This window comes from Paenibacillus sp. PL2-23 (assembly GCF_040834005.1).
Lineage (GTDB): Bacteria > Bacillota > Bacilli > Paenibacillales > Paenibacillaceae > Pristimantibacillus.
This window is the reverse complement of sequence record NZ_CP162129.1, coordinates 3,254,426-3,276,431: the sequence shown is the minus strand read 5'-3', so window position 1 is coordinate 3,276,431 and position 22,006 is coordinate 3,254,426. Positions and strand designations below refer to the sequence as shown.

General features: G+C 56.2%; 17 protein-coding genes. 10 read left to right on the top strand and 7 right to left on the bottom strand.

Annotation, left to right across the window (positions count from 1 at the left end):
- Positions 1 to 53 precede the first annotated feature (53 nt).
- Positions 54 to 3,158 (bottom strand): alpha-amylase family glycosyl hydrolase, encoded by a 3,105-nt coding sequence (locus AB1S56_RS14300; RefSeq protein ID WP_340868573.1) that lies wholly within the window; start codon positions 3,156 to 3,158, stop codon positions 54 to 56.
- Between the two features lie 657 nt (positions 3,159 to 3,815).
- Here AB1S56_RS14300 and AB1S56_RS14295 point away from each other — a divergent pair.
- The 3 genes from AB1S56_RS14295 (at position 3,816) to AB1S56_RS14285 (ending at position 7,334) form a co-directional block, all read left to right on the top strand.
- Positions 3,816 to 5,111, top strand: a complete 1,296-nt coding sequence (locus tag AB1S56_RS14295) for an extracellular solute-binding protein (protein ID WP_340868574.1) — start codon at positions 3,816 to 3,818, stop codon at positions 5,109 to 5,111.
- 76 nt (positions 5,112 to 5,187) lie between these two features.
- Positions 5,188 to 6,501 (top strand): sugar ABC transporter permease, encoded by a 1,314-nt coding sequence (locus AB1S56_RS14290; protein ID WP_340868575.1) that lies wholly within the window; start codon positions 5,188 to 5,190, stop codon positions 6,499 to 6,501.
- Complete coding sequence (locus tag AB1S56_RS14285; RefSeq protein ID WP_340868576.1) at positions 6,498 to 7,334, top strand: sugar ABC transporter permease; 837 nt, start codon at positions 6,498 to 6,500, stop codon at positions 7,332 to 7,334. Before AB1S56_RS14290 ends, AB1S56_RS14285 begins: the two co-directional genes overlap by 4 nt.
- A gap of 71 nt (positions 7,335 to 7,405) precedes the next feature.
- Here the strand turns inward: AB1S56_RS14285 and AB1S56_RS14280 are convergent, their stop codons facing one another.
- The gene (locus AB1S56_RS14280; RefSeq protein WP_340868891.1) at positions 7,406 to 9,520 is read right to left on the bottom strand and encodes an alpha-amylase family glycosyl hydrolase; all 2,115 of its coding nucleotides are present in this window, start codon (positions 9,518 to 9,520) and stop codon (positions 7,406 to 7,408) included.
- 546 nt (positions 9,521 to 10,066) lie between these two features.
- On the opposite strand from AB1S56_RS14280, the gene AB1S56_RS14275 reads away from it, so the two are divergent.
- The 4 genes from AB1S56_RS14275 to AB1S56_RS14260 are packed head-to-tail and all read left to right on the top strand — an operon-like array spanning position 10,067 to position 14,986.
- Complete coding sequence (locus AB1S56_RS14275) at positions 10,067 to 11,470, top strand: alpha/beta hydrolase-fold protein (protein WP_340868577.1); 1,404 nt, start codon at positions 10,067 to 10,069, stop codon at positions 11,468 to 11,470.
- A complete protein-coding gene (locus AB1S56_RS14270; protein ID WP_340868578.1) occupies positions 11,448 to 12,860 on the top strand; it encodes a hypothetical protein in 1,413 nt (470 codons plus the stop codon). The genes AB1S56_RS14275 and AB1S56_RS14270 overlap by 23 nt, the downstream gene beginning before the upstream one ends.
- Positions 12,857 to 14,206 (top strand): long-chain fatty acid--CoA ligase, encoded by a 1,350-nt coding sequence (locus AB1S56_RS14265; RefSeq protein WP_340868579.1) that lies wholly within the window; start codon positions 12,857 to 12,859, stop codon positions 14,204 to 14,206. The genes AB1S56_RS14270 and AB1S56_RS14265 overlap by 4 nt, the downstream gene beginning before the upstream one ends.
- 18 nt (positions 14,207 to 14,224) lie before the next feature.
- Positions 14,225 to 14,986 carry a phytanoyl-CoA dioxygenase family protein gene (locus tag AB1S56_RS14260; protein ID WP_340868580.1) on the top strand — a complete coding sequence of 254 codons (762 nt, stop codon included), beginning with the start codon at positions 14,225 to 14,227 and terminating at the stop codon, positions 14,984 to 14,986.
- A 71-nt stretch (positions 14,987 to 15,057) separates the two neighbouring features.
- Here the strand turns inward: AB1S56_RS14260 and AB1S56_RS14255 are convergent, their stop codons facing one another.
- The gene (locus AB1S56_RS14255; protein WP_340868581.1) at positions 15,058 to 16,020 is read right to left on the bottom strand and encodes a DNA ligase; all 963 of its coding nucleotides are present in this window, start codon (positions 16,018 to 16,020) and stop codon (positions 15,058 to 15,060) included.
- A gap of 108 nt (positions 16,021 to 16,128) precedes the next feature.
- On the opposite strand from AB1S56_RS14255, the gene AB1S56_RS14250 reads away from it, so the two are divergent.
- A complete protein-coding gene (locus AB1S56_RS14250) occupies positions 16,129 to 16,965 on the top strand; it encodes a deoxyribonuclease IV (protein ID WP_340868582.1) in 837 nt (278 codons plus the stop codon).
- A gap of 87 nt (positions 16,966 to 17,052) precedes the next feature.
- Here the strand turns inward: AB1S56_RS14250 and AB1S56_RS14245 are convergent, their stop codons facing one another.
- The 3 genes from AB1S56_RS14245 to AB1S56_RS14235 all read right to left on the bottom strand — a co-directional run bounded on the left by AB1S56_RS14245 (position 17,053) and on the right by AB1S56_RS14235 (position 19,192).
- A complete protein-coding gene (locus tag AB1S56_RS14245) occupies positions 17,053 to 17,943 on the bottom strand; it encodes a DNA-formamidopyrimidine glycosylase family protein (protein ID WP_340868583.1) in 891 nt (296 codons plus the stop codon).
- A gap of 12 nt (positions 17,944 to 17,955) precedes the next feature.
- The gene (locus tag AB1S56_RS14240; protein WP_340868585.1) at positions 17,956 to 18,831 is read right to left on the bottom strand and encodes a Ku protein; all 876 of its coding nucleotides are present in this window, start codon (positions 18,829 to 18,831) and stop codon (positions 17,956 to 17,958) included.
- Between the two features lie 145 nt (positions 18,832 to 18,976).
- Positions 18,977 to 19,192: an aspartyl-phosphate phosphatase Spo0E family protein gene (locus tag AB1S56_RS14235; protein ID WP_340868587.1), complete on the bottom strand. Its 216-nt coding sequence runs from the start codon at positions 19,190 to 19,192 to the stop codon at positions 18,977 to 18,979.
- Positions 19,193 to 19,582: 390 nt separating this feature from the next.
- On the opposite strand from AB1S56_RS14235, the gene rsmD reads away from it, so the two are divergent.
- On the top strand, positions 19,583 to 20,194 hold the full coding sequence (rsmD, locus tag AB1S56_RS14230) for a 16S rRNA (guanine(966)-N(2))-methyltransferase RsmD (RefSeq protein WP_340868589.1): 612 nt from the start codon (positions 19,583 to 19,585) through the stop codon (positions 20,192 to 20,194).
- Positions 20,166 to 20,687, top strand: a complete 522-nt coding sequence (gene coaD, locus AB1S56_RS14225; protein WP_340868591.1) for a pantetheine-phosphate adenylyltransferase — start codon at positions 20,166 to 20,168, stop codon at positions 20,685 to 20,687. The genes rsmD and coaD overlap by 29 nt, the downstream gene beginning before the upstream one ends.
- 39 nt (positions 20,688 to 20,726) lie before the next feature.
- On the opposite strand, the gene AB1S56_RS14220 is transcribed toward coaD, so the two are convergent.
- On the bottom strand, positions 20,727 to 21,977 hold the full coding sequence (locus AB1S56_RS14220) for a nucleoside recognition domain-containing protein (protein ID WP_340868593.1): 1,251 nt from the start codon (positions 21,975 to 21,977) through the stop codon (positions 20,727 to 20,729).
- Positions 21,978 to 22,006 lie beyond the last annotated feature (29 nt).

Below are 22,006 nucleotides of genomic sequence, written 5' to 3'. Positions count from 1 at the left end.
GGCTGCGCAGCTGCGCCAGGGGTGCTTCTCTATGAAGCGATAACTATTAGCACTTATTGATCCTTCCAGCGCTGAACGGTAATGGACACCGTCTGGGCGCCGCCGGCAGGCGTCAGCGTCCGGTTGGCGATGTCGCTGCCGTTCCCGTTCACCTCCACGGTGGCCCAGGAGCCGCGCGTCGCCTTATATTGCACGGCGGTGCCGGCAGGCAGCGGCAGGGTGAGCGTATAGACGCCGTCCGTGCCCTTCGTCATCTGATAAGCAGGGTCGGCGGGCGCCCAGCTGTTGAACGATCCGCTCAGGTAGACGGGACCGCCAGCCGGAGTCGAAGCCGGCACGGTGACGCGGAACGTCACGCTGTCCGGCTGCGGAACGCCGCTGGCCAGATTGCCGTTCACCAGCGACCAGGTGCCGGCGTTAATTGTATAGTTGTTGCCGCCGTTGTTGTCCCATTGTCCGCTGCCGTTGTTGAAGGCGGCCGTTATGCTCGTGGCGCTGCCAAGCGGAATGGTGATGCTTCTGTAGCCGGGATAAGCGGCTTCCGTCTGCATCGCCGCTCCCGGAGGCGTCGTCCAAGTCGCGGATGAGCCGATTCTGTAGTGAATGTACGACTGGGCGAAAGCCGAGTTCTTGTAATAGACCGTCACGCTGTTGCCTGCTGGTGTCGTCACGGAAGCGGCGGCGCTTGCGGCGGAGCGGTTGCCGGCGGCGTCGTAGGCCTTCACGGTATAGGCGTAGGTTGTGCTGCCGGCCAGTCCGCTGTCGGTGTAGCTGGTGGAGGCAGTCGTTCCAACGAGCGTGCCGTTCCGGAACACCTCATAGCCCGTGACGCCGACGTTGTCCGTCGAAGCGCTCCATGTTATAGCCGCAGAGCTTGCGCCGGAGGCGGTTGCCGTGACGGACTGCGGAACGGAAGGCGCCGTCGTGTCAGGCGGCGTGACGACGGGAGCGCCGCTGGTGATTTGGCCTGTCGGCGTATAGGTCCAGGTGCCGGTGCCGAACAGGTAGTTCTGCGAGTTGTTGCTGTCCCACTGGCCGCTGCCGTTGTTGAAGCAGGCTTCGAGCTGAGTAGCGGAGCCGATGTTGATGGTGATCTTGTGATAGCCGCTAATCTCGGAGGCCGGAATCGCCGTTCCCGGCGCGGTGGTCCAGGTGCCGCCGACAGGGCGGTAGTGGATATACGGCGTTGTATAGCCGTTCTTGTAATAGATCGTCACATTGTTGCCTGCTGGCGTCGTCACGGAAGCGGCAGCGCTTGCGGCGGAGCGGTTGCCGGCGGCGTCGTAAGCCTTGACGGTATACGTATAGGTTGTGCTGCCCGCCAGTTCGCTGTCGGTGTAGCTGGTGGAGGCAGTCGTTCCAACGAGCGTGCCGTTCCGGAACACCTCGTAGCCCGTCACGCCAACATTATCCGTCGCTGCTGTCCAGGACACCTGAACGGCGGATGCGTTGACAGCTTGCGCATTCACATTAACCGGCACAGTAGGAGCTGTGGAATCCGCAATTGCCGGGGCCAGTATTTTCGACGAGTTGGCAGCGACGCTTACGGTAATTTGCTTGCCGGTAGTTCCGCCGCTCTGTACAGTTACGGTTTCGCTTGTATTTAACCCATTGACCAATACCGTGCCTACAGGAATGGAGCTTTCGACGCGCAGCGGAATCGTGACAGTCTGCGTGCCGCTGGAGGCGTTGCTGAAGACCGAGATCACCTCTTGACCCGCCTTAGCGCCGCTGTCGATTCGACGGGAGAACGCATATAGATTTTGCGCGGACCACATTTCTCGCTGTTTTCCGACGCGCAGCGCCTCGTTGTTCTTGCGAATTTGATTCAGCTTGGCAATATGCTGATAGGTGTTCGTGTTTTCGTTAAAATAATTTTCTAGCACGTTGCCGCTACTGTCGCGCTTCACCATCGACCAGCGGTTCCACGTATCGGCGATACCGCCGGTAATGATTTGATTGTTGCCGTTGCCCTTGTTCTGCTCCGTGCCTTGGAACACAACAGGCATCCCCCGGACGGTGAAGATGAAGGTCAAGGCGTTCTGCAGCTTCTGCACACTTCCGCCGGCTTCTTGCAGGAAGCGGTTGCGGTCGTGATTGTCAATGAAGGTGACCATATGATTTTCTCTGCCGTTGTATACGGAGTCCTGGGCTAGCGTGCTCTTCACGGTGGAGTCGAAGGATTGGCCGTACGCAAAGCTGTTAAGAACCGAGAAGAACAGCGGGAAGTCAAGCATGCCCCATTCCTTGCCGTCGCCAAGCCAGCGGGACACAAACTCCGGATTGCCGTCGAAGTTCTCGCCGAACGTATTGACGCCCAGATAGTCTTCCAGCGCACCGATATCGGACGGATGCATCAGCTTGGCGGCATCGACGCGGGCGCCGTCCGCGCCGGTGTAGTCGAACCAGCCCTTGATGGAATCGAATATGGCCTGCTTGGCGGCGGGAACATCAAAGTCGATGTCGTCAAGGCCGGCCAGATCGTGATTCTCCAAGTAATTCTGGGCCCATTGATCGTATCTGCCGTCGGTTAGAGACCAGTTGATATCGCCATTGTGATGATACCAGGCCGGATTGTTGAACGGAGCGGCAGGCTGCAAGGCGGGAATGTCGTAATAGGCCTGCGTGCCCAGCATATAGTCTCCGATATGGTTGGGAACGACGTCGATGATGACTTTAATGCCCTGCGCGTGCGCGGCGTCCACCAGCTCCTTCAGCTTCTCCTTCGTGCCGAAATAGGGATTGGCTTTGTTGGGATCCTTGACGTTGTAGCCGTGATACGCGGTATTGCGGCCTGTGCCGTTATTCTCCCGATTGGTCATCTGAGGCTCCGCGACAGGGGATATCCAGATGGCTGTATAACCCATATTTTTGATGTAGGAGAGCTTGTCGATGACGCCTTGCCAATCACCGCCCTTCATATGGCGGAAGTCCTCCTCGGACGTTTCGCCGTAACGGATTGCGGCGCCTGTCGCGTTGTTGGTCGGATCCCCGTCATGGAAGCGGTCGACCATAATTTGATAGATCGTATCGTTTTCGTCGATTGTGCCGATGCTTGCGGCTTCCACTGGCTGCGGCGTGTGCGTTAATCCGTTCATGAGAAGCGTCGAGAACAGCGTAAGCAGTAGCAGGACTTGCAAACCTTTCTTCAGAAGCATAATGTCCCTCCTAACATAATGGATAAAGCGCTTACAATTTGTGTGGCGGCGAAGCTTAGCAGGTACGTTCTTGAGGCTGAAAAGTGCAAAGCGGATGACTAGAACTAGATGATGACGAGCTCATTGGAGGAAATGCTTGCTGCAGAACGCAACGTGCTAACGTTTGCGCAACAAACAGCAGGGGTGGATGCAGCCTGATCAGGACTGAATCCCTTTTCCATTCGGAGAAACCGGTTTCCTCTTCAAACATAACATCGTACGGCTGCGATTGTCAATAGAAACAATAATAGACGGAATGACAAGTTTGCTAACTTTTTCAAGAAACAGAGAAAAGCGGAGATTGAACGAGAAAATGAATAAAAAATTGGCAAAAATAACCCACAAACGACTGTGCAATCGTTTGAACCAACAAAATTTGTCAGGTATGATGAGTTCACGTCGATGCAGCGCTTACATCATGAGACGGATCGACCGTTCAGACAGTTTTCATACATGCATAAACGATTCGTACACTCCTATTTCAAACAATGCGCAAACGTTTGCTCCTAGTCCTCACATGGCCGCGTAAGCCGGACTGAGAGACGGGGCAACATGCAGGCCTCGACATCCATGCAGGCAAGCTTGGACAATTTCAAAAAAACGAGAGGGGCAAATGAAATGAAAAAGTGGTTGGGCACAACGGCAATTTCCATCCTGGCAGTGGCGCTGACGGCATGCAGTTCCGGAGGGGGAGGCGGCAATACGCCGGCATCCACCGCGCCCGAAGCAACAAGTCCGGCGGCAACGTCCGACGCTGTGGAGGGCTTACAGCCAGAGGCGGGAGCTAGCCTAATTATCTGGGAGGACAAAAATCAGCGGACGTTCATTGAGGCGCTGGGCAAGGAGTTCGAGGAGCAGTACGGCGTACCGGTGAAGATGGAGGAGCTGGCTCCGCCGGATCAGGTCACGAAGCTGACAACGGACGGACCGGCAGGACTCGGAGCGGATGTCGTTGTATTCCCGCATGATCAGATCGGCCGCGCGGCCCAAGCGGGCCTTATCTTCCCGAATGAGGAGTTTCAGGAGCAGACAGCAAGCGAAAATGCGGAGAATGCGGTGAAGGCTGTCACCTACGAGGATGTGCTGTACGGCTATCCGTACGCGGTTGAAACCTATGCGATGTACTATAACAAGAAGCTCATTCCGACTCCGCCGCAAACCATGGAGGAGGTTATCGCCTTCGCCGAAACGTTCAACGATGTGAGCAATAATAAATTCGCGATGATGTGGGAGCTGCAGCAGTTCTATTACGACTATGCGTTCCTCGTCACGCCGGGCGGCTATATGTTCGGCCAGGAAAATACGGATAAAAACGATATCGGCCTGAACAATGAGGGGTCCATTGAAGGCGGCAAGTTCCTTCAGTCGCTGAAGGAGAAGCTGCTCCCGATCAAGATGGGCGACGTGAACTACGATATCAAAAAAGGCTTGTTCACAGGCGGCACGCTAGCGATGGACATCAACGGTCCGTGGGCGTTGTCCGATTACAGAGCGACAGAAGGGCTGGACTTCGGCGTAGCGCCGCTTCCTACGATCAACGGCAAGCCGATGGTATCCTTCTCCGGCGTCAAGGCTTATTATGTCAACGCCAACTCGCAATACCCGAACGCCGCCAAGCTGTTCGCCCGTTTCCTCTCCACGAAGGAGGCTCAGCTGAAAAACTTTGAAATGAACGGCTTGCTGCCGTCCAATACGGAAGCGGCTTCGGATCCGGCTATCGCCAATGACGAGGTGACTAAGGCGTTCCTGGATCAGTTCAAAAATTCCACGCCGATGCCGTCCATTCCGGAGATGGGCAATGTCTGGGGTCCGATTACGGCGGGCATCGCGGAAATCTGGGATGAAGGCAAGGATGTCAAGGAAGCTCTGGATAAAGCCGTCCAGCAAATTCAGGAAGCGATCTCTGCCTCCTAGTCCACTGGCATATAGATGATCATTCACCCGCCGGGATTGCATTCCGGCGGGCTATGAACTAGGAGGAGCATTGAACATGAACAAACATAGAGCGGCCGCTACTCTCATGTCCGTCCTTGCCATGGGACTTGGCCAGCTATACAACAGGCAATGGCTGAAGGGGCTTGCCTTCCTGCTCATAGAAGCGCTCGGCCTCTATTACATTGCCCCAAGGCTGCAGCACGCGGTCTGGGGTCTGGTCACATTGGGCGAGCAGACGCAGAAATTTGTGAAGCAGGGCGGAGGGACCCAACTGGTCAAGGGCGATCACTCCATCTTCCTGATGCTTGATGGTTTGCTTGTTCTTTTGGCATTATTTGTATTTATTTTACTTTACGCGGTTAATATCTTTGATGCTCATCAGACGGGCAAGGTGATTGATGAAGCCGATGGGGATCGGGGCGCCCTGAAGCTGAAGCGCAATGCCATCGACCGCTATTTTCCGCAAATCTTGTTGTTTGTTCCCGCTATGGGCGTCTTGCTGTTTACAGTGCTGCCCATCGTGTTCACCATTATGCTGGCCTTTACCAACTATTCCGCACCCGACCATATTCCTCCCGCCAAGCTGGTGGACTGGGTCGGCTTTAAGACGTTTGTCGATCTGCTGCAGCTCAAGAGCTGGAGCCATACGTTCCTCGGCGTCTTAACCTGGACCCTGATCTGGGCAGTGCTCGCGACCGTAACGACGTACTTCGGCGGCGTGCTTGTCGCGCTGCTTATCGAGCAGAGGGGGATTCGCTTCAAGAAGCTGTGGCGCACCATTTTCATTCTGCCCTACGCCATCCCTCAGATCATATCCTTGCTGCTGATGAAAAATTTGTTCAACGGCCAATTTGGGCCCATCAATCAATATTTCCGGGCGTTCGGGCTGGAGGGCTTGCCTTGGCTGACCGATCCATTCTGGGCCAAGGTAACGGTTATCGTCGTCAATATGTGGCTGGGCATTCCCGTAACGATGGTGCTGATTCTAGGCGTGCTGACGTCGATTCCGCGGGATCTGTACGAGGCTGCCGACGTGGACGGAGCTACAATGCTGCAGAAGTTCCGGATCATAACGATGCCGTTTATTTTGTTTGCGACAGCACCGGTGCTCATTATGCAATTCGCAGGGAATATCAACAACTTTAATGTCATCTTCCTGCTGACGAACGGCAATCCCATCAAGGGGGATTATCAGTTCGCGGGAGCAACCGACCTGCTCGTCACATGGCTGTATAAGCTGACGCTCGACAACAGCAAGTTCAATATGGCTTCCGCCATAGGCATTATCATATTCCTGATTATAGCGTCGTTCTCGATCTGGAATTTCCGTCGCTCGCGTTCGTTCAAAGAGGAGGATATGATCCAATGAATCGGAAAAATAACGTGGTAAGGCTGGGATTAAGCTACATTCTGCTGCTGATTCTGACGGTTGTGGCCGTCTATCCTGTGTTATGGATCGTGTTGTCTTCTCTGCGTCCCGGAGCGGCGCTGTACAGCGAGAGCCTATGGCCAAGCCAGTTCACCCTGAATCATTATCGCGAGCTGTTCACGACCCCATCGTTCCAGTACGGCAGATGGTATTTGAACACGCTCAAGATTGCGACGCTGACCATGATCTTCTCGACAACGTTGGTTACGCTGGGCATGTATGCCATGTCCCGCTTTCAGTTCAAGGGGCGAAAGACGGCGCTTACGGTCATGCTGGTGCTGGGCATGTTCCCCAGCTTCATGAGCCTGATCGCCATCTATGTCATCCTGCTGCAGCTGAAGCTGCTGGACACGCATACCGCGCTTGTGCTGGTCTACTCCGCAGGCGCCGTTCTCGGCGGCTTTATCGTCAAAGGCTTCTTCGATACGATTCCCCGCAGTCTGGATGAGGCGGCCAGAATCGACGGGGCAAGCAATTTGACCGTATTTACCAAAATCATGCTGCCGCTCTCCCGTCCGATCCTCACTTATGTGGCGTTAACCAGCTTCACCGGAGCATGGGTGGACTTCATCTTCGCCCGGCTTGTGCTGCGGACGAAGGAGAACTGGACGCTGGCCGTCGGGATGTGGGATCTCGTCAACAGCTTCCAGAACAGCAACTTCACGATGTTTGCGGCTGGAGCGGTGCTTATTGGCATACCGATCACACTGCTGTTCATCTTCCTCCAGCGCTTTCTTGTGCAAGGCCTCATGTCCGGCGCGTCCAAAGGATGAGCCAAAACCCCTGAACCATATCCTGTGGACATGTTTCAGGGGTTTTGTCATTTTCTTATTTGTTCAGGCTGCTACTGCCAGTTCACGGTAATCGTCGCGATGCCGGATGACGGGGTTGTAAAGGTGTGATTGCTGCCGCTCTCCCAAGTTACCGTCGAGCCGTTCTTCTTGATGAATTTGAATTGCAGCGCGGTGTTCGCGGGAACGCTCACATCGTAGTACCAGGTCGGGTAAGCCGCCATCACCGTATTAAACATTGGACCAATGGCCTTGGCCGGCGTCCAGCTGCCCAGCTCGGCGACATTGCCGACCAGATAGACATTTTCGCCAAGTGCGGTGGTTGCGTTGTTGACCACGAATCGGATGGATACCTGGGACCCCGTCAGCAGATTGAAGCCGTTATAGGCGTTGCTGTCGACAGCTCCTGCCGTTCTAATCTTCACCTGGTAGAGACCGGCTGCTGCGGCTGGCGCAATCACTTTGATCTGCGTATCCTCCCAGCTGACAATTTGGGCTCCGGATACGGCCGTTGTGCCAAAATACACCGTTCCCGCCGTTCCGCCGAAGCCGCGTCCGTCAATGGTAACGACGGTTCCCGCCTTGCCCATAACCGGTCCGACATGTCCCACAACGGGCGACGTTTGAGCCGGCGTGTACTGCCAGACGGCTGCCGCGCCTGCCGCGAGAGTAAACGTCGATGCGGCTCCGCCGCTTCCAACCGATATGGAGCTGCCGCCGAGCAGGCCGCCCAGCGCGTCGGTATAGGTGCCGGCAGGCAGGCTTGTCAGCAATCCGCCAATGGATGCGGAGGCGGACTGGTTGCGGTTGATCGCCACGACGGCCACGCTGTTACCGAACTTCCGCTCGAAGATGTACACATCGTTGTTAATCCAGCGCTGCTGGGTGGTGCCATAAGCAATCGCGGGATTGGATTTGCGAAGCGGCGCCAGCTTCTTGATGACGTTGAAGGCGGTTGTCGTCTGCGAGAAGGACGTCATTGGCCCGCGGTTGCCGGGATCGCCATTGCCTGTCAGGTAATGCTCCGTTCCGTAGTAGATGGCGGGTACGCCGCGCGAGGTGAGAGTCAGCGCCAGCGCCAGCTCCAGGCTGCGATTGTTGACCGAACTTGTCTTGAATCGATCCATATCATGATTGTCGATAAAGGTCACCAGATCGTTGACCTGATGGTAGCTGGCTGCGGTAGAAGACAGCATGCTGTCGAGTCCGTACATCGTGTCGGTGTTGTCTCGGAATACCTGTCTGACCTTCTGATTGAACTGGAAGTCGAGCAGGCTCATGCCGGATTCATTGGCGAACTTGTGATTGTTCGGGTCCACTTCGTTGACGCCCAGGAACCATTCGCCGAACGTAAAGACCGGCTTGTATTCGTTAATGGCGGACATCCAGTTTTTCTGCCAGCCCAACGGCATATGCTTCACCGCGTCTACGCGAATGCCGTCAATGCCGAGATCGAGCCACAGCTTGATTGCATCCTTGAAGTAGGTGTCGGTAATCGTCTTGTTGTGGTTGATGTCGGCGAGATCATACAAGTTTTTGTAGATGCCGTTCTCCAGCGAGGAGAAGTCGGTGCCGCCATTATGATGGAACAGCCCGTTCATATCGCCCGTGTAGCCGGCGAGCAGGGTGCCGTTATCATAGAGCCTTCCGTTCTCCGCGAAGGCGGAGTTGGTCTCCATGGCGGGCGATGTATGGTTGGGCGCAAAGTCGATAATGACCTTTATATTTTTGGCATGCGCCGCGTTGATGAGATTGGTAAAGTCGGTGAAGCTCCCGAAGTAGGGGTTTGTTCGCTTGAAGTCGCGGGCCCAGTAGCCATGGTAGGAGGTAATCGAGGTGCCGGAGTAGTTGACGATGGAGTAGATATTCTCGACCGGCTGAGAGATCCACAGAGCCGTGATGCCCATATTCGTGAAGTAGTTATCGTTAATCTTGTCTATAATGCCCTGCCAGTCGCCTCCGCAGTATAGGCGCAGGTTCGTACAGGAAGCGCTGAAGGCAGCGCCTGTCGGATCGTTAGCCGTATTGCCGTTGCGGAACCGGTCCGTGAACAGCTGATAGATCACGTCGGTGCTGAAATTCTGTTTGTTGGCAACGGACGTGTCGGGTGCGGCATAGACGGTGGTGGAGCCTTGCAGCGCGGGGATGTGCAGGCTTGCGAGCAGCATAGCCGCCAGCAGTACGGCAACATAAGTACTTCTCCATAATCTGATCATTTCATTCCGCCTCTCATCTCGTATTCGTATTGCGCAAGCTTAATGCTTCGGCTGAACCGGTATCCAATAGCGAATGTTACCCTCCCTTCCTGGGCAAAAAAAATCCGGCAGCTCCAATCTTGCGGAGATGCCGGGGTTGTTCCTGTCATCGGCGGAAGCGAATGCCCCAACGCGATACCAGAAAAGCATAGCCCTTAAATTATATTTGCACTTATATCTAAATATATATTTGAATTAATGTCAATATTTAAAATTAAATTAAATGATTTACATTTTAAAAGCGGTGGATTATTATAGTGGTGAAGTTTAGAAATGACAATCTGAGGGCCATGTTTAGGAAACCGGCAGCCGTTCGGTTGACGAACAACCCCGTCTACTCTGCAGAGTGACGGGGTTGTTCGTCGTTGCCGGCGACTGCGAGGCGCCGCAGAAGGTCAATGCGGAAAGGGGGGCAGTTGCAGCTTTGCAAGCAGAGAGCAGGAGAAGGAGGAAGAGAGATTGCAGGAAAACTCCACAATTGTAACGATTGCCGACTTTTACGCCAGCAGGCTTGCCAACTACCGTTCGATTTATGTGTATCTGCCTCCTGGCTACAAGCAGGAGGACAGGGCTGTACGTTATCCCGTGCTCTATATGCATGCGGGACAGCGAGCCTTCCCCTCCATTCGCCCCGGCGGCGACAGCTGGCATGTGGATGAGGCTTGCGATCGTCTGATTGCGGAGGGGAGGATCGAACGGATCATCGTGGTGGCCATCGGCCATGTCAGGCCCGTGGAGGGGAATGAATTTTATCATTTCAAGGCGCCGGAGGAGGAGGCGGACAGAATCCGCTGCTCGGGCGTCGATTACGAGCATTTCATCGTGCATGAGCTGAAGCCTTATATCGACCGTCGCTTCAATACGATGACGGATGCCGGCCATACGGCGCTTATGGGCGCCTCCGCCGGCGCCTTGTCGTCGTACCATATCGGCTTCCGTTATCCGGATGTGTTCGGCAAGCTGATCCTGCTATCCCCTTATTTCATCAAAGCGAGCCTGGATGCGGAATCGCCGTCCGGACTGCGCGAGGAGAAGCTCTACCAGGATTACCCGGGACGCGGCCCGGGACGAATATGGATGGATATCGGGGACGCGGAGGGCTTGTTCCTTCCGGAGCATGCGCGAGCGGCAGCGGAACGGCTGCTGGGCCAAGGCTACAGGCATAGGGAGGAGCTGGCCTTCCTCCTGCAGCCGGATGCCGCGCATGAAGAAACCGCCTGGGCGCAGAGAGTGGAAATGCCTCTTCTGTACATGTTTGGCAAGCCGAGCAGACCAGCCGCGCTGGAGCTGCATGGGCGAATGGAGGTAGGGATCAAGGGACCGCGTGTCCGTCTGAATCCATTGATTCGGTACGAGAACGGCTTGCTGATGACCGTCCTGCGGGGCGATTTCCATTCGGAGCGGCCGGACGTGCTGGATATTAGGGAGGACGGTACATTAGTTCCAAGACAAGAGGGAGAGGCCTGGATTCATGTACAAGCGGAGGGGCTGCACGCCTCATCGCGGTATACGGTCGTTGCGGAGCTGTCAGAGCTCGTATCCGTAACCTTGACGGCTGAGGTGCCGCCCGCATTCTCGCAGGCCGACGCAATCTTCGGCGGCATGGGGATGAAGCTGTCCGCGATTGGCGGCAGCCGCTACAGCGGACGGTTTCTCGTGCCGCGAGACAGCGGGTACCAGTTCCGGTTCACGCAAGGCTTCAGGCGCTTTGAGCTGGATGCGGACGGGAATCGTGTTCCCAATCGACGCATACGCGCCGACCAGGAGCTGGATCTTCACTTCACCATCGAACGCTTTGCCGTTAACAAGTCGAACGAGACAGGAAGGGGGATGGATGGGGATGGAGCCATTTCGTCCACTTGAAGACATTCCGTATTACTATCCGTGCAATTTTCCGCTTATACACGAGGTGCTGAGGCGGCAGCATGGCTTCAGCAGCCTGGGGCTTCTGGCGGGAGCCCGCTTGTATGGCTTGCCGGCATGCTCCAGCGAAGGACTGGTGAAGACCTATTTCAACAAGCTGAATTACAAGGAAGCGATCTGGCTCATGAATGGCTATACGGAGCTGGGGGGGCTTCAGGAGGGTCTGGAGCTCGCGCGGGAGCTGACGGCAAGAGGAGAGCTGATGCTTACGACGGGCACCAGCTATTATCTGCCCTATTGCGAGGATTACCTCAATCCGGTATACATCAGCAAGCTGACGGATCCGCAGTCGCGCCTCTATCTGGTTGATCATTGGCTGGCTGTATATGGGGTCAGCGAAACCGAGGTGCATATCTACGATCCTGTGCCTGCCCGGTTCAAGGGCTCGCTGCCGATTCCCGTATTCGACGCTTACTGGAAGGGCAATCAATGCATCCCTGAGCTGGCCGCCGCCAAACGGAGAGAGGAGCTGCATTCGTATTGCACCGTATCGATTGCGCCGGAGGCGCCCTTGTCCGCCGCCGCTTATGAGGAGGCGCTGCTTCGCGTCCTGCTGACGCATGTGCATGAGTTTCTGGCAGGCCGGGAGGTGGAGTCCGGCGGCCGTACCTATTTCTTCGGCCATGCCGTGTCGCTGAAGCTGCTGAGGCAGCTCGCCCAAGGTCTGCCGCGGACCGATCAAGCGGCATTCAGCCAAGCATCGGGCTTCCTGTTCGACATGCGCTGGAGCCGGTATTTCTTCCGGGATTTGCTCTATGATGTGGTACGACTCCCGGGTGACGGCTTCACGGCCTTCGCCGAAGAGTTCGACCACTTGATTCGAAGCTGGGAGCATGCTCACAAGCTGCTTGTCAGCTCCGCTGTCGCCCGTCGAGAGGGAGAGAGCGTAACCGAGGTGCTCGATGTAATCGGCAAGCTGGTCAATCAGGAATACAGCTTCTACGAGCGGCTCCAGGCTTATGCGGGCGGGGCTGCGCCGCTGCTGGAGCAGGAAGGCGAAGATTCAGAAGAGTCAGCCAGCATATCCACGCCGAACCGGGATGAGCTGCTTCGCATTGTGCTGGATGGCTGCCAGGAGATTGCTTACGCTTATTCGGCGAAGGCGCCGGGAGAGCTGGGAGGGCATACACCGCTGTATGGGCGTGACGGCTTCCTGGATTCCTTGGGCCTGGTCTCGCTGCTGGCCGTCGTGGAGCAGTCGGTCGAGGAGGAGCTGGGCGCGCGGATCGCACTGTCGGATCGCGCTGCGCAGCAATGGAGCAATAATCCGTTCCGTACGGTGGACAGCCTTGTTGCTTACCTGAAGGGCTGCCTGGAGGAGGCAGGATGAGTGTGGATGAGCTGTTGAAGCGCTTCTCTGCCGATTATGCGCAGCGACCGGCTATGGTATGGCGGGAGAATGTCTATACCTACGAATGGCTTGTCAAACGCGCGCTCAGCTGCGGAGACAAGTTGGCGGGCGAGAGGCATGTCGTTTCCCTGGAAGCGGATTATTCGCCGGAGGCTGTGGCTGCGCTATTCGGCTTGCTGCGAGCAGGGTGTGTGGTGGTGCCGCTTGCTCCCGAGCTGCCGGCCAGGAAACGGGACGAATATATGGACATTGCGCAGGTGTCCCTCCGTAGCAGGTGGACAGGCGACCAGATTCACTTCGCCATGGAGGAGAGGGGACGACGAGCGGAGCATCCTCTGCTTGCTTCGCTGCTAGAGGAAGGCTCGGGCGGTCTCGTGCTGTTCTCGTCGGGCACGACGGGCAAGAGTAAGGCTGCGGTGCATAGCAGCGAGCGGCTGCTGCGTAAATTCCGGACGGCCGGACGCAGCAGCCGGACGATCCCGTTTATGCTGTTCGATCATATCGGCGGTCTCAACATCTTGCTGCAGACGCTTGCGAGCGGCGGCTGCCTGTATGTGGCGGAGGATCGTTCGCCCCATGAGGTGTGCCGCTTGATCGAGCGGCACCGGATTGAGGTGCTGCCTACGTCCCCCACCTTCATGAGGCTGCTGCTTATCAGCGGCGTATGCCAGCACTATGATCTGTCGAGCCTGCAGGTTGTATCCTACGGCTCCGAGGTCATGCCCCCGCATACGCTGGCCTTGTGGAATAAGCAATTCCCCGGCGTGCGCGCCGTCCAAGCTTACGGCATGTCGGAAATCGGAGTGCTGCGCACACGCTCTGCCAGCTCCGAGTCGCTGTCCTTCTCTATCGCCGATTCGGAGCTGCAGTACCGGATTGTGGATGGGCTGCTGGAGCTGAAATCGGGCACCGCCATGCTGGGCTACCTGAACGCCCCAAGCCCGTTTACTAGAGATGGCTGGCTGAGAACAGGAGATGAAGCGATTGTCGAAGGGAATGACATTCGCATCCTAGGCCGGCGGTCGGAGCTGATCAATGTGGGCGGCGAGAAGGTGTATCCTGCGGAGATCGAAAGCGTTATTGAGCAGATGGACAGCATCTCCGAGGTCGCGGTAACCGCGGAGCCCAGCGCCATTACCGGCCAGCTTATCAAAGCTACGGTCAGGCTGCGCCAGGAGATCGGCTTGAAGGAGCTGCGAGGCATGATTCGAGCTTATTGTCTGGAGCATCTGCCCCCCTACAAAATTCCGCAAAAAATCGAAGTGACAACCGAGCCGTTAATAAGCAATCGTATGAAAAAAGTGAGGCGCCCTCATTCAATCTAATCGATAGGTGGTATGAAGATGATGATAAAAACGGAAAGCTTGTATGCCGAGCAGCTGCAGCAATTACATCAGGATGGTTATGTTTTGTTCCGGAATGCCCTGACGCCCCAGCAGACCTCTGTCATTAAAGAAGGGATCGCCCTGGCATTCGAGGGGAAGGGTCCGGAGGTGATGCTGCAGGGACCCATGTTCGAGCGCGGGGAACCATTCGAGCAATTGATCGACCATCCGGGCGTCATCGAATTCGTCGAAGAGGTGCTGGGCCCGGAGTGTCAGCTCAGCAGTATGAACGGTATGCGCACGATGAAAAACAACGGGGTCAGCAAATGGCATGTCGACGAAGCGCTATTCTTCCCTCTGCCGGACGGCGTGGAGTGGGATGCCCGTATTCCTGTGCCTATCTACTTATTAAATGCGTTATATTATCTGGATGACATAACAGAGGAGCTCGGCCCGACACAGGTCGTGCCCGGCTCGCACAGAGCAGGCAAGCATCTATCGTTCAGCGAGGAAATAGAGGATTATAACGGGGCCGGCCCCGTCTCCATCCTGGCCAATGCGGGTGACTGTCTTCTCTTCAATAGTCAAATTTGGCATCGGGGCGCTCCGAATCTAAGCGATACGCCGAGGTATGTGCAGCAAATTATATACCGCAAAAAATTTATTGTGCCGCATATGAGTCACGACGTAAACGCTGCCTACAAGCCGCCGGCAGACATCGTAGAGCGAGCCAATGACCGCAGAAGAAGGCTGCTTGGCGTGAATCGCAAAATTTTCTAAAACTCAAGCGGGCGCAGTCCTTCACCAAGTTGAAGCGGCTGCGCCTGCTTATTATTCTGAATGCAGAAAAATCAGCTTAGCTGATCGGTCGTACAATCCTTGCCCGGACGGTCAACGATGGCTTGAAGGGTAGGATGGCGCATAGTGCCGCCCGGTGTAAGCTCCAAATATTCGACCTTCACAGTAAGCGCAGGCGTTATCCATACCGCATCCTTGCTTCTCTCCGGCGTATTCGCGAAGGGCATGCGCTCCGCTCGCAAGCCAGCGGCCATCTCCGTAATAGCCGTCCAGTCCTTGCGAGTCAGCTTGCCGCCGCCTGCGTGACCGATATACTGCAGCTGTCCTGATTCGGTGTAAACGCCGAGCAGCAGGGAGTTGACCAGCCGGTCCCGGAGCGTGACGCCTCCAATGACAGCGATCAGATCGTGGAACACCTTCCGCTTCCTCCAGCGTCCGTCCTTTCCGTTAATCGCGTACGCGCTCCCCAGATCCTTGTACATAATGCCTTCCATCCCGTATTGCTTCATTAAATGGAACAGGGCTTCACCATCGGCAGCGTTCTGGACGAGCTGGATGTTGGGTCGGGGGATGATCAGGCTCTGAAGCAGGGCCTGACGCTCCGCCAGCGTCTTGTCTATCACCCATGCGCCATTCTGGTAGAGAATATCAAAGATCATGTAGGTGACGGGCGTTCTTGCAGAAGCCGCTTTAATTGAAGGGACAGCGCGCAGCCGGTCGCGTTTCATCACTTCATAGAAGGACGGCCTGTTCTCTTGGAATGCGATAATCTCGCCGTCCAGAATAACGGAATTCGCCCTACAGTATGTCCTTACATCCAGCAGCTCGGGATATTGCAAGGTCCGGTCGTTCAGATTGCGATTGACCAGTCTGGTGTTGCTGCCGTCATAATAGGTCAGCATCCGCACGCCGTCCCACTTGATCTGAGCGGTCCATTGCCGGCCCTCGGGCTGCGTGGCTGTGCGGACAGGCTCGAAGGGATGAACGGGTCTCAGCTCTGTTGTTGTTGGCATCATTTATGAACCTCCCATTCTCTACTGCTCCCAGTTTGCCCACATGAGGTCTGGAATCATTCCGGAGCCGCTGAGGAAGGCTAAAGGGTAAAAGAGGGTAGGGGGAATAAGATGAGACTCGGCAGCCATGTGTCGATTCGCAACGGTTATTTGGCTGCCGCCAAGGAGGCCGTTAGATTGGGAGGGCGGTCTTTTCAATATTTTCCGAAAAACCCCCGCAGTCTGACTCTGAAGAAGTATGACAAACAAGATGCCCAAAGCTGCGCCCGCTTCTGCCGGGAGCAAGGCTTGTCTTCAATCGCCCATACGCCATATGCAACGAATCTATCAGCGGAGGAGCCGGAGCTGCGGCAATCGACGATCCGTTCGCTGATTAACGATCTTGAGATTGCATCCGCTTGCGGCTCGACTGGCCTCGTCGTTCATTTCGGCAAATACAAGGGAACGGAACCTCTTCGCGGATATCAGCTAATGCTGGAGACCATGAATGAAGTGTTAAGCGTCAGTGATGGCCCCGCACTCCTGCTCATTGAAAATCATTCCGGTCAAGGCGGGCGAATGGGGATGACGATGGAGGAGCTGGTTCAAATGCGAGCCCTGTCCAGCTTTCCCGAAAAAATGGGGTTTTGCTTTGATACCTGCCACGCGTTTGCGAGCGGCTTGTGGACGGGTGACAATTGGGGGGCCCTGCTGGAGAAGGGGAAGGAGCTGGGATACTTCCAGCATCTGAAGGCTGTTCACCTGAACGATTCCGTCTATCCCAGCCGTTCCTTCAAGGATCGGCACGCCAGTGTCGGGAGAGGGTGCATCGGAGAGCGGGCTATGGCGGAGTTCCTCCACAGTCCCGTCATCCGGGAGCTGCCGATCGTGCTGGAGACGCCTAACAACGCGAGCTTCCCTCATTCGGAGGAAATCAAATTCGTCCAATCGCTGATTCAGAAGCGATAAGCGCCAGCGGAAGGCGCGTGCCGCCCAACGCTGACCGCGCCGCGCCCAACGTCGACCGCGTCGCGCCCAACGCCGAGCGCGTCGTGCTTAATGGTGAACAACCAGCTCACGCATTGCAGCCTTGTCGTTGACGGCGTCTTCACCGCCATTGATGTGTCCTCCTTGCCGTTGACAGGATCCGCAGAAGAACACCTTCCGTCCGCTGCTCTCCGTCCTTGTAATCGGGGTGCCGCAGCGGATGCAGGGCTCGCCGCCACGGTCATATACCTTGCAGCGGCTATTATAGCCGCCGGTTAAAGAATCGCCCGTGAATAGAGGGGTCTCCATGTACCCGCCATACCGAATTCCTTCCGCCAGCGTTGAACGCATCGAATTGAAGAGGGTTTGGAGTTCGCCGTCCGACAGGCTCGACAGCTTGCGAAGCGGGTTAATTCCGGCGGAGTAACACATCTCGTCAGCATAGCAGTTGCCGATCCCGGCGATGACGTTCTGGTCCGTCAGCGCAAATTTCACTGCGCGTCTGGATTTCCGCCGTAGCTGCAAGGTGAGGTTGTTGGGTCCAAACGCTGGATCGAGCGGCTCTGGACCGAGCCCTTGGAGCTTCTCCTCCAGCTCGGCTGGAGTATAGACGTGCAGATAACCGAGACGCAAGCCGTGGAAAAAAAGGCTGCCGCCTCCCTCGAGCGCGAGCACGACCTGGGCCGTCCGGTCAGGCGCTTCCTCCGGAGCGCCGAAAAACATCGAGCCGCCAAGCATGAGATGCAGGAGGAGTGAATCCCCGCTGTCCAGCCGGAAGAGAAGCATTTTGGCCCGCCTGTCGATGCGCGCCAGCCTTTGACCTTCTACCCGCGATCTGAACGCATCGACTGGCACGTTGATCGTTTTTTCGCGCGTCACCATGGCCGCTCGAATCCTTTTCCCTGCGATTCGTTCGCTCAGCAGAGCTCTGTAGGTTTCCATTTCAGGGAGCTCAGGCATAAGGAACCTCCATTACGATGCCGTTTCTTTTGTTTTTTTGTTTTTTTTCTCTTTAGGTGCCGCTGCTTTGCCTGTTTTGCGTTTCTCTCCGCCGGTATCGGTGGGAATTTTGGCCACGGCGTCAAGACTTGCTTGCAGAGCCGCCATAAGATCTACGACATTGCCGCCGCCGGCTTCAGTCGCGGGCGCCGCTACAATGTCGATGCCTTCACCTGCAATCTTGGCTTCGATGGCATTCTGCAGCGCCAGTCTGTAATCATCGGTGTATTTGTCAGGAGCGAATGGCGCCGACAGCTGCTCTACCAGCAGCTTGGCGATCTCCAGCTCCTTGTCGTTCACCGCTGTCTGCTCCGGTATGTTGGGCACAAGCGATATGGGCCGGATTTCATCTGGAAAGTGCATCGTCTCCAGACAGAGGCAGTTGGCGACAACGCGGATGGCGGCAAGTCGGCTTTTGCTGCGGATCGAGATTTTGGCAATACCAATTTTGCCTGTTTGGCGAATGGCTTCAATCAGCAGCCCGTATGCGCCAGAGCCAGCCATATCGGGAGACAGGTAATACGCCTTCTCGAAATATATGGGATCAATATCGGTCAAATCCACAAAATCCAGGATCGATATTGTGCGCGCAGACTCCGGTCGCAGCTCCTCCAGCTCCTCCTCGCTGAACAAAACAAATTTATCCTTTTCGTATTCAAAGCCCTTGGCCAGCTCGTCGCTCGCGATCTCGCGCCCGCAATGCGAGCACACCCGCTGCTGCGAAATCGGCATGCCGCATTCCTTGTGAATGGTGCGGAAACGAATGTCCTTGTCTTCCGTAGCGGTAAACATTTTGACAGGCACGTGCACGAGACCGAAGCTGATTGCGCCCTTCCAAACGGTATGCATAAAGAACAACCTCCTTCATTTTTATAAGGTTGCCCTGAATGGATCAAACTTTTGAGCGGCACGCTTTAGAAATAATGAACAGTTCGGGAGATAACTAGCGCGAGGGGTTGAAGCGAAACAAAAAACGCCCCAAGCGGGGCGCTGATTAGCAAATCGTAGGGTCTTTTTTGGATTGGGTGTCAGGCCGTCCCCACCTGCTGCATTGCTCAAAGCTGGGACAGTTGCGATATTGCACCAAAGCATCATCCAGTGCTTGACTTGCCGATAGGACTGCCGGGTCCGTAAACGACAAATATTCGTCATAGGTTTGCTCCATAATGGTTCGCAGCTTCTCGACCTGTGTTCTGCAACGACAATTCAAACAGCTCTCTCCAATAATTAAGATTTTATTGAGCACCCTGAGTTGGGCAATAATACATTAGTCTACCACATGCTGCCATCCTTGCAAACGGGACTTTGGATGGCAAAATCTGCAAACGCCAATCGGGCGCCCCTTTCGGGACGCCCTTTTCATGGGAGAGGAGAAACCGGACGAAGAACTTATGGGGAAACGTAAGTCTTCTCCGCGGTTGTCTACGGCATCTCGCGACGCCGATGATCCTATTTTGTCCGCTTTGGGAACGTTTATACATCCCAGATAAAAATATTGCGAAGAGGCCTTTGCGGCAACGCGATGGTGAGATGTTCCCGAATATGGTAAGATGGGTGAACACTAAGATAGGCGGGATAGGACGCGAAAGGGGCAATAGCTGTGAGAGTCATCGCGGGCGCGGCGAGAGGGCGCGCGCTGAAGGCCGTGCCGGGCACGAATACGAGGCCAACCACGGATAAGGTGAAGGAAGCGATATTTAGTATGATTGGACCGTACTTCGACGGCGGGATCGCGCTGGATCTGTTCGCAGGGACGGGAGGTCTCGGGATCGAAGCGTGGAGCAGAGGGGCGGAGCGGGTTATCTTTGTCGACAAAGAGAAAATCAGCCTGGATATCATCCGCCACAATGTGAAAGCGGTCGGCGCTGAGAGCGCGGCGGAAATATATAAAAACGATGCGGAGCGAGCATTGAAAGCGTTGGCAAAGCGTGGCATTCAATTCTCAATGGTGTTCCTCGATCCGCCATACCGGATGACGACGATGGATGAGGTGATGGCTGAGCTGGCGGAGAAGGGCATGCTGGCGGAGGATGCCACTGTCGTCGTAGAGCATGACGCCTCCCACGGCTATCCGGAGGAGCTGGCGGCATTCCAGCAGATCAGGCACGCGCAATATGGCGATACAGCCGTTACGATATACCGCTACATAATGCAAGACAACAAGAATAGGAGCGTGTCGGAGAATGAACCAGAACGAACGGAGCCAGTCTGATAAGAAGGAGCGAATCGCGGTGTATCCAGGCAGCTTCGACCCCGTCACTTACGGACACCTGGATATTATTAAGCGTTCCGCGAAGCAATTCGATCGCCTGATTGTCGCAGTGCTTAACAATACAAGCAAAAACCCGCTGTTCTCCGTAGAGGAGCGCAAACAGCTGCTGGCAGAGGTGACCAAGGACATTCCGAACGTGGAGATTGACAGCTTCCGTGATCTGCTGGTAAGGTTCATGCGAAGCAAGGATGCGGATGTGATTATTCGCGGCATTCGATCTGTCACGGATTTCGAATATGAGCTTCAGCTGGCTTCAACCAACCATTTGCTGGATGGCGAGATCGACACGATGTTTATGATGACGAATCCCAAATATTCATATCTGAGCTCCAGCATCGTGAAGGAGATCGCCCAATTCAAAGGCGATGTGCACGAGCTGGTGCCGCAGGTGGTAGAAGAGCGACTGAAGGAGAAGTACGCGGCCAGGGGCTAAGCCTGCGGCAAGGCGTTATGCAGGCGCTGATAACGGGGTTTAGCGGGTCGCGCGCTTCCCGCGCCAGCCTCCCGGGCCAATGAGTATGCGCGCTGTCAGGATAAGCGCCAACAGGATGCCTGCTGCAAGCAAGGAGGCTGGCCACAGCGTCGGCAGATCGCTGACGGCGAAGGCTGCGAGCCTATTCGCTGGAGGGCTTATGGACTCGTAGGGCTGCATCGCTGGGAATACGCCGCTCCCCCCGAGCTTGGCTGTCAGCCAGCTTAGCGGCTTCCAGAGCAGGAGCGTCAGAATGAAGGCGTGCAGCGCGTGATTCAGCCGGTAAGCGACAAAGGGCAGCAGCTTCAAGTCCGTTCCGGTTATGGCATAGCCGGTCTGAAGAATGCCCGCGAGGCCGCTCCAGGCCAGGACCGCTGAAATAATAGCGCAGCTGAATGCCAAGCTGTCCCCGGGCGCTTGCCAGAGGGCTGCGGCGTAGGCGCCTAGATGCCCTTCGAAGAGCGCAGGACCGATAAACGCAAAGCCTTGCTCTGCGATGGGTGCAAGGAGCGGCTCCGTCAGCTTGGACAGCACGGAGGCTAATATCATAAACCCGCCAATGACCATCAGCTTCTGAACGCTGCCGGATACGGCGTCGCCAAGCACCTTGCCGAAGCTGCGGCCATCCTGCTCCCGGCCGCCTTGAAGGGCCAGCGCCAGTCCAGCAGCCAAGCCTGGCGGCTTGGGGGCTTCTTGGTTGTCGGCGGCTGACTCGCTGCTTGGCGTCTCCGCTGCCAGAGCGGACCGTCTTCTGCGGAATAGCAAGGACATCAGCAGCAGCCAGAGGGCGGAGGCCCATACAGCTGCTGTTATCATCATGCCTGCTATCGGCTTGTGAAGGAAGCCAGCGCCGATGACAACGAGCATGAACAGCGGATTGGGCATATAGGCGATCGCGAGCAGCCGCTGGCCCTGCGAGCGGCTGAGCAGCTCGCGCTTGCGCAGTGAGGCGACGGCCTCGGAGCCAGCGGGATAGCCGCCCAGCCAGCCGACGACAAGCGCCAGAGCCGTTTCTCCGGGCAGCGGGGCGGAGCGCCTCATCGCGGGCTGAAGCAGGGCGCCCAGCACATGAGCGAGACCGAACGCAAGCATGATTTCATATAGAACGAGAAAGGGCAGCATGCCGGGGAACACGATGTTCCACCAAACGGCCAGCCCTTGCAGTGACGCCTGGAACGAGGCGTCGGGCTGCGTGATGATGGAGCCCACCAATAGGATCGACAAGACGGCCAGCAGAATGGTTTTGGGCAAGATGGCTCAACTCCTCTTGGACATACCTC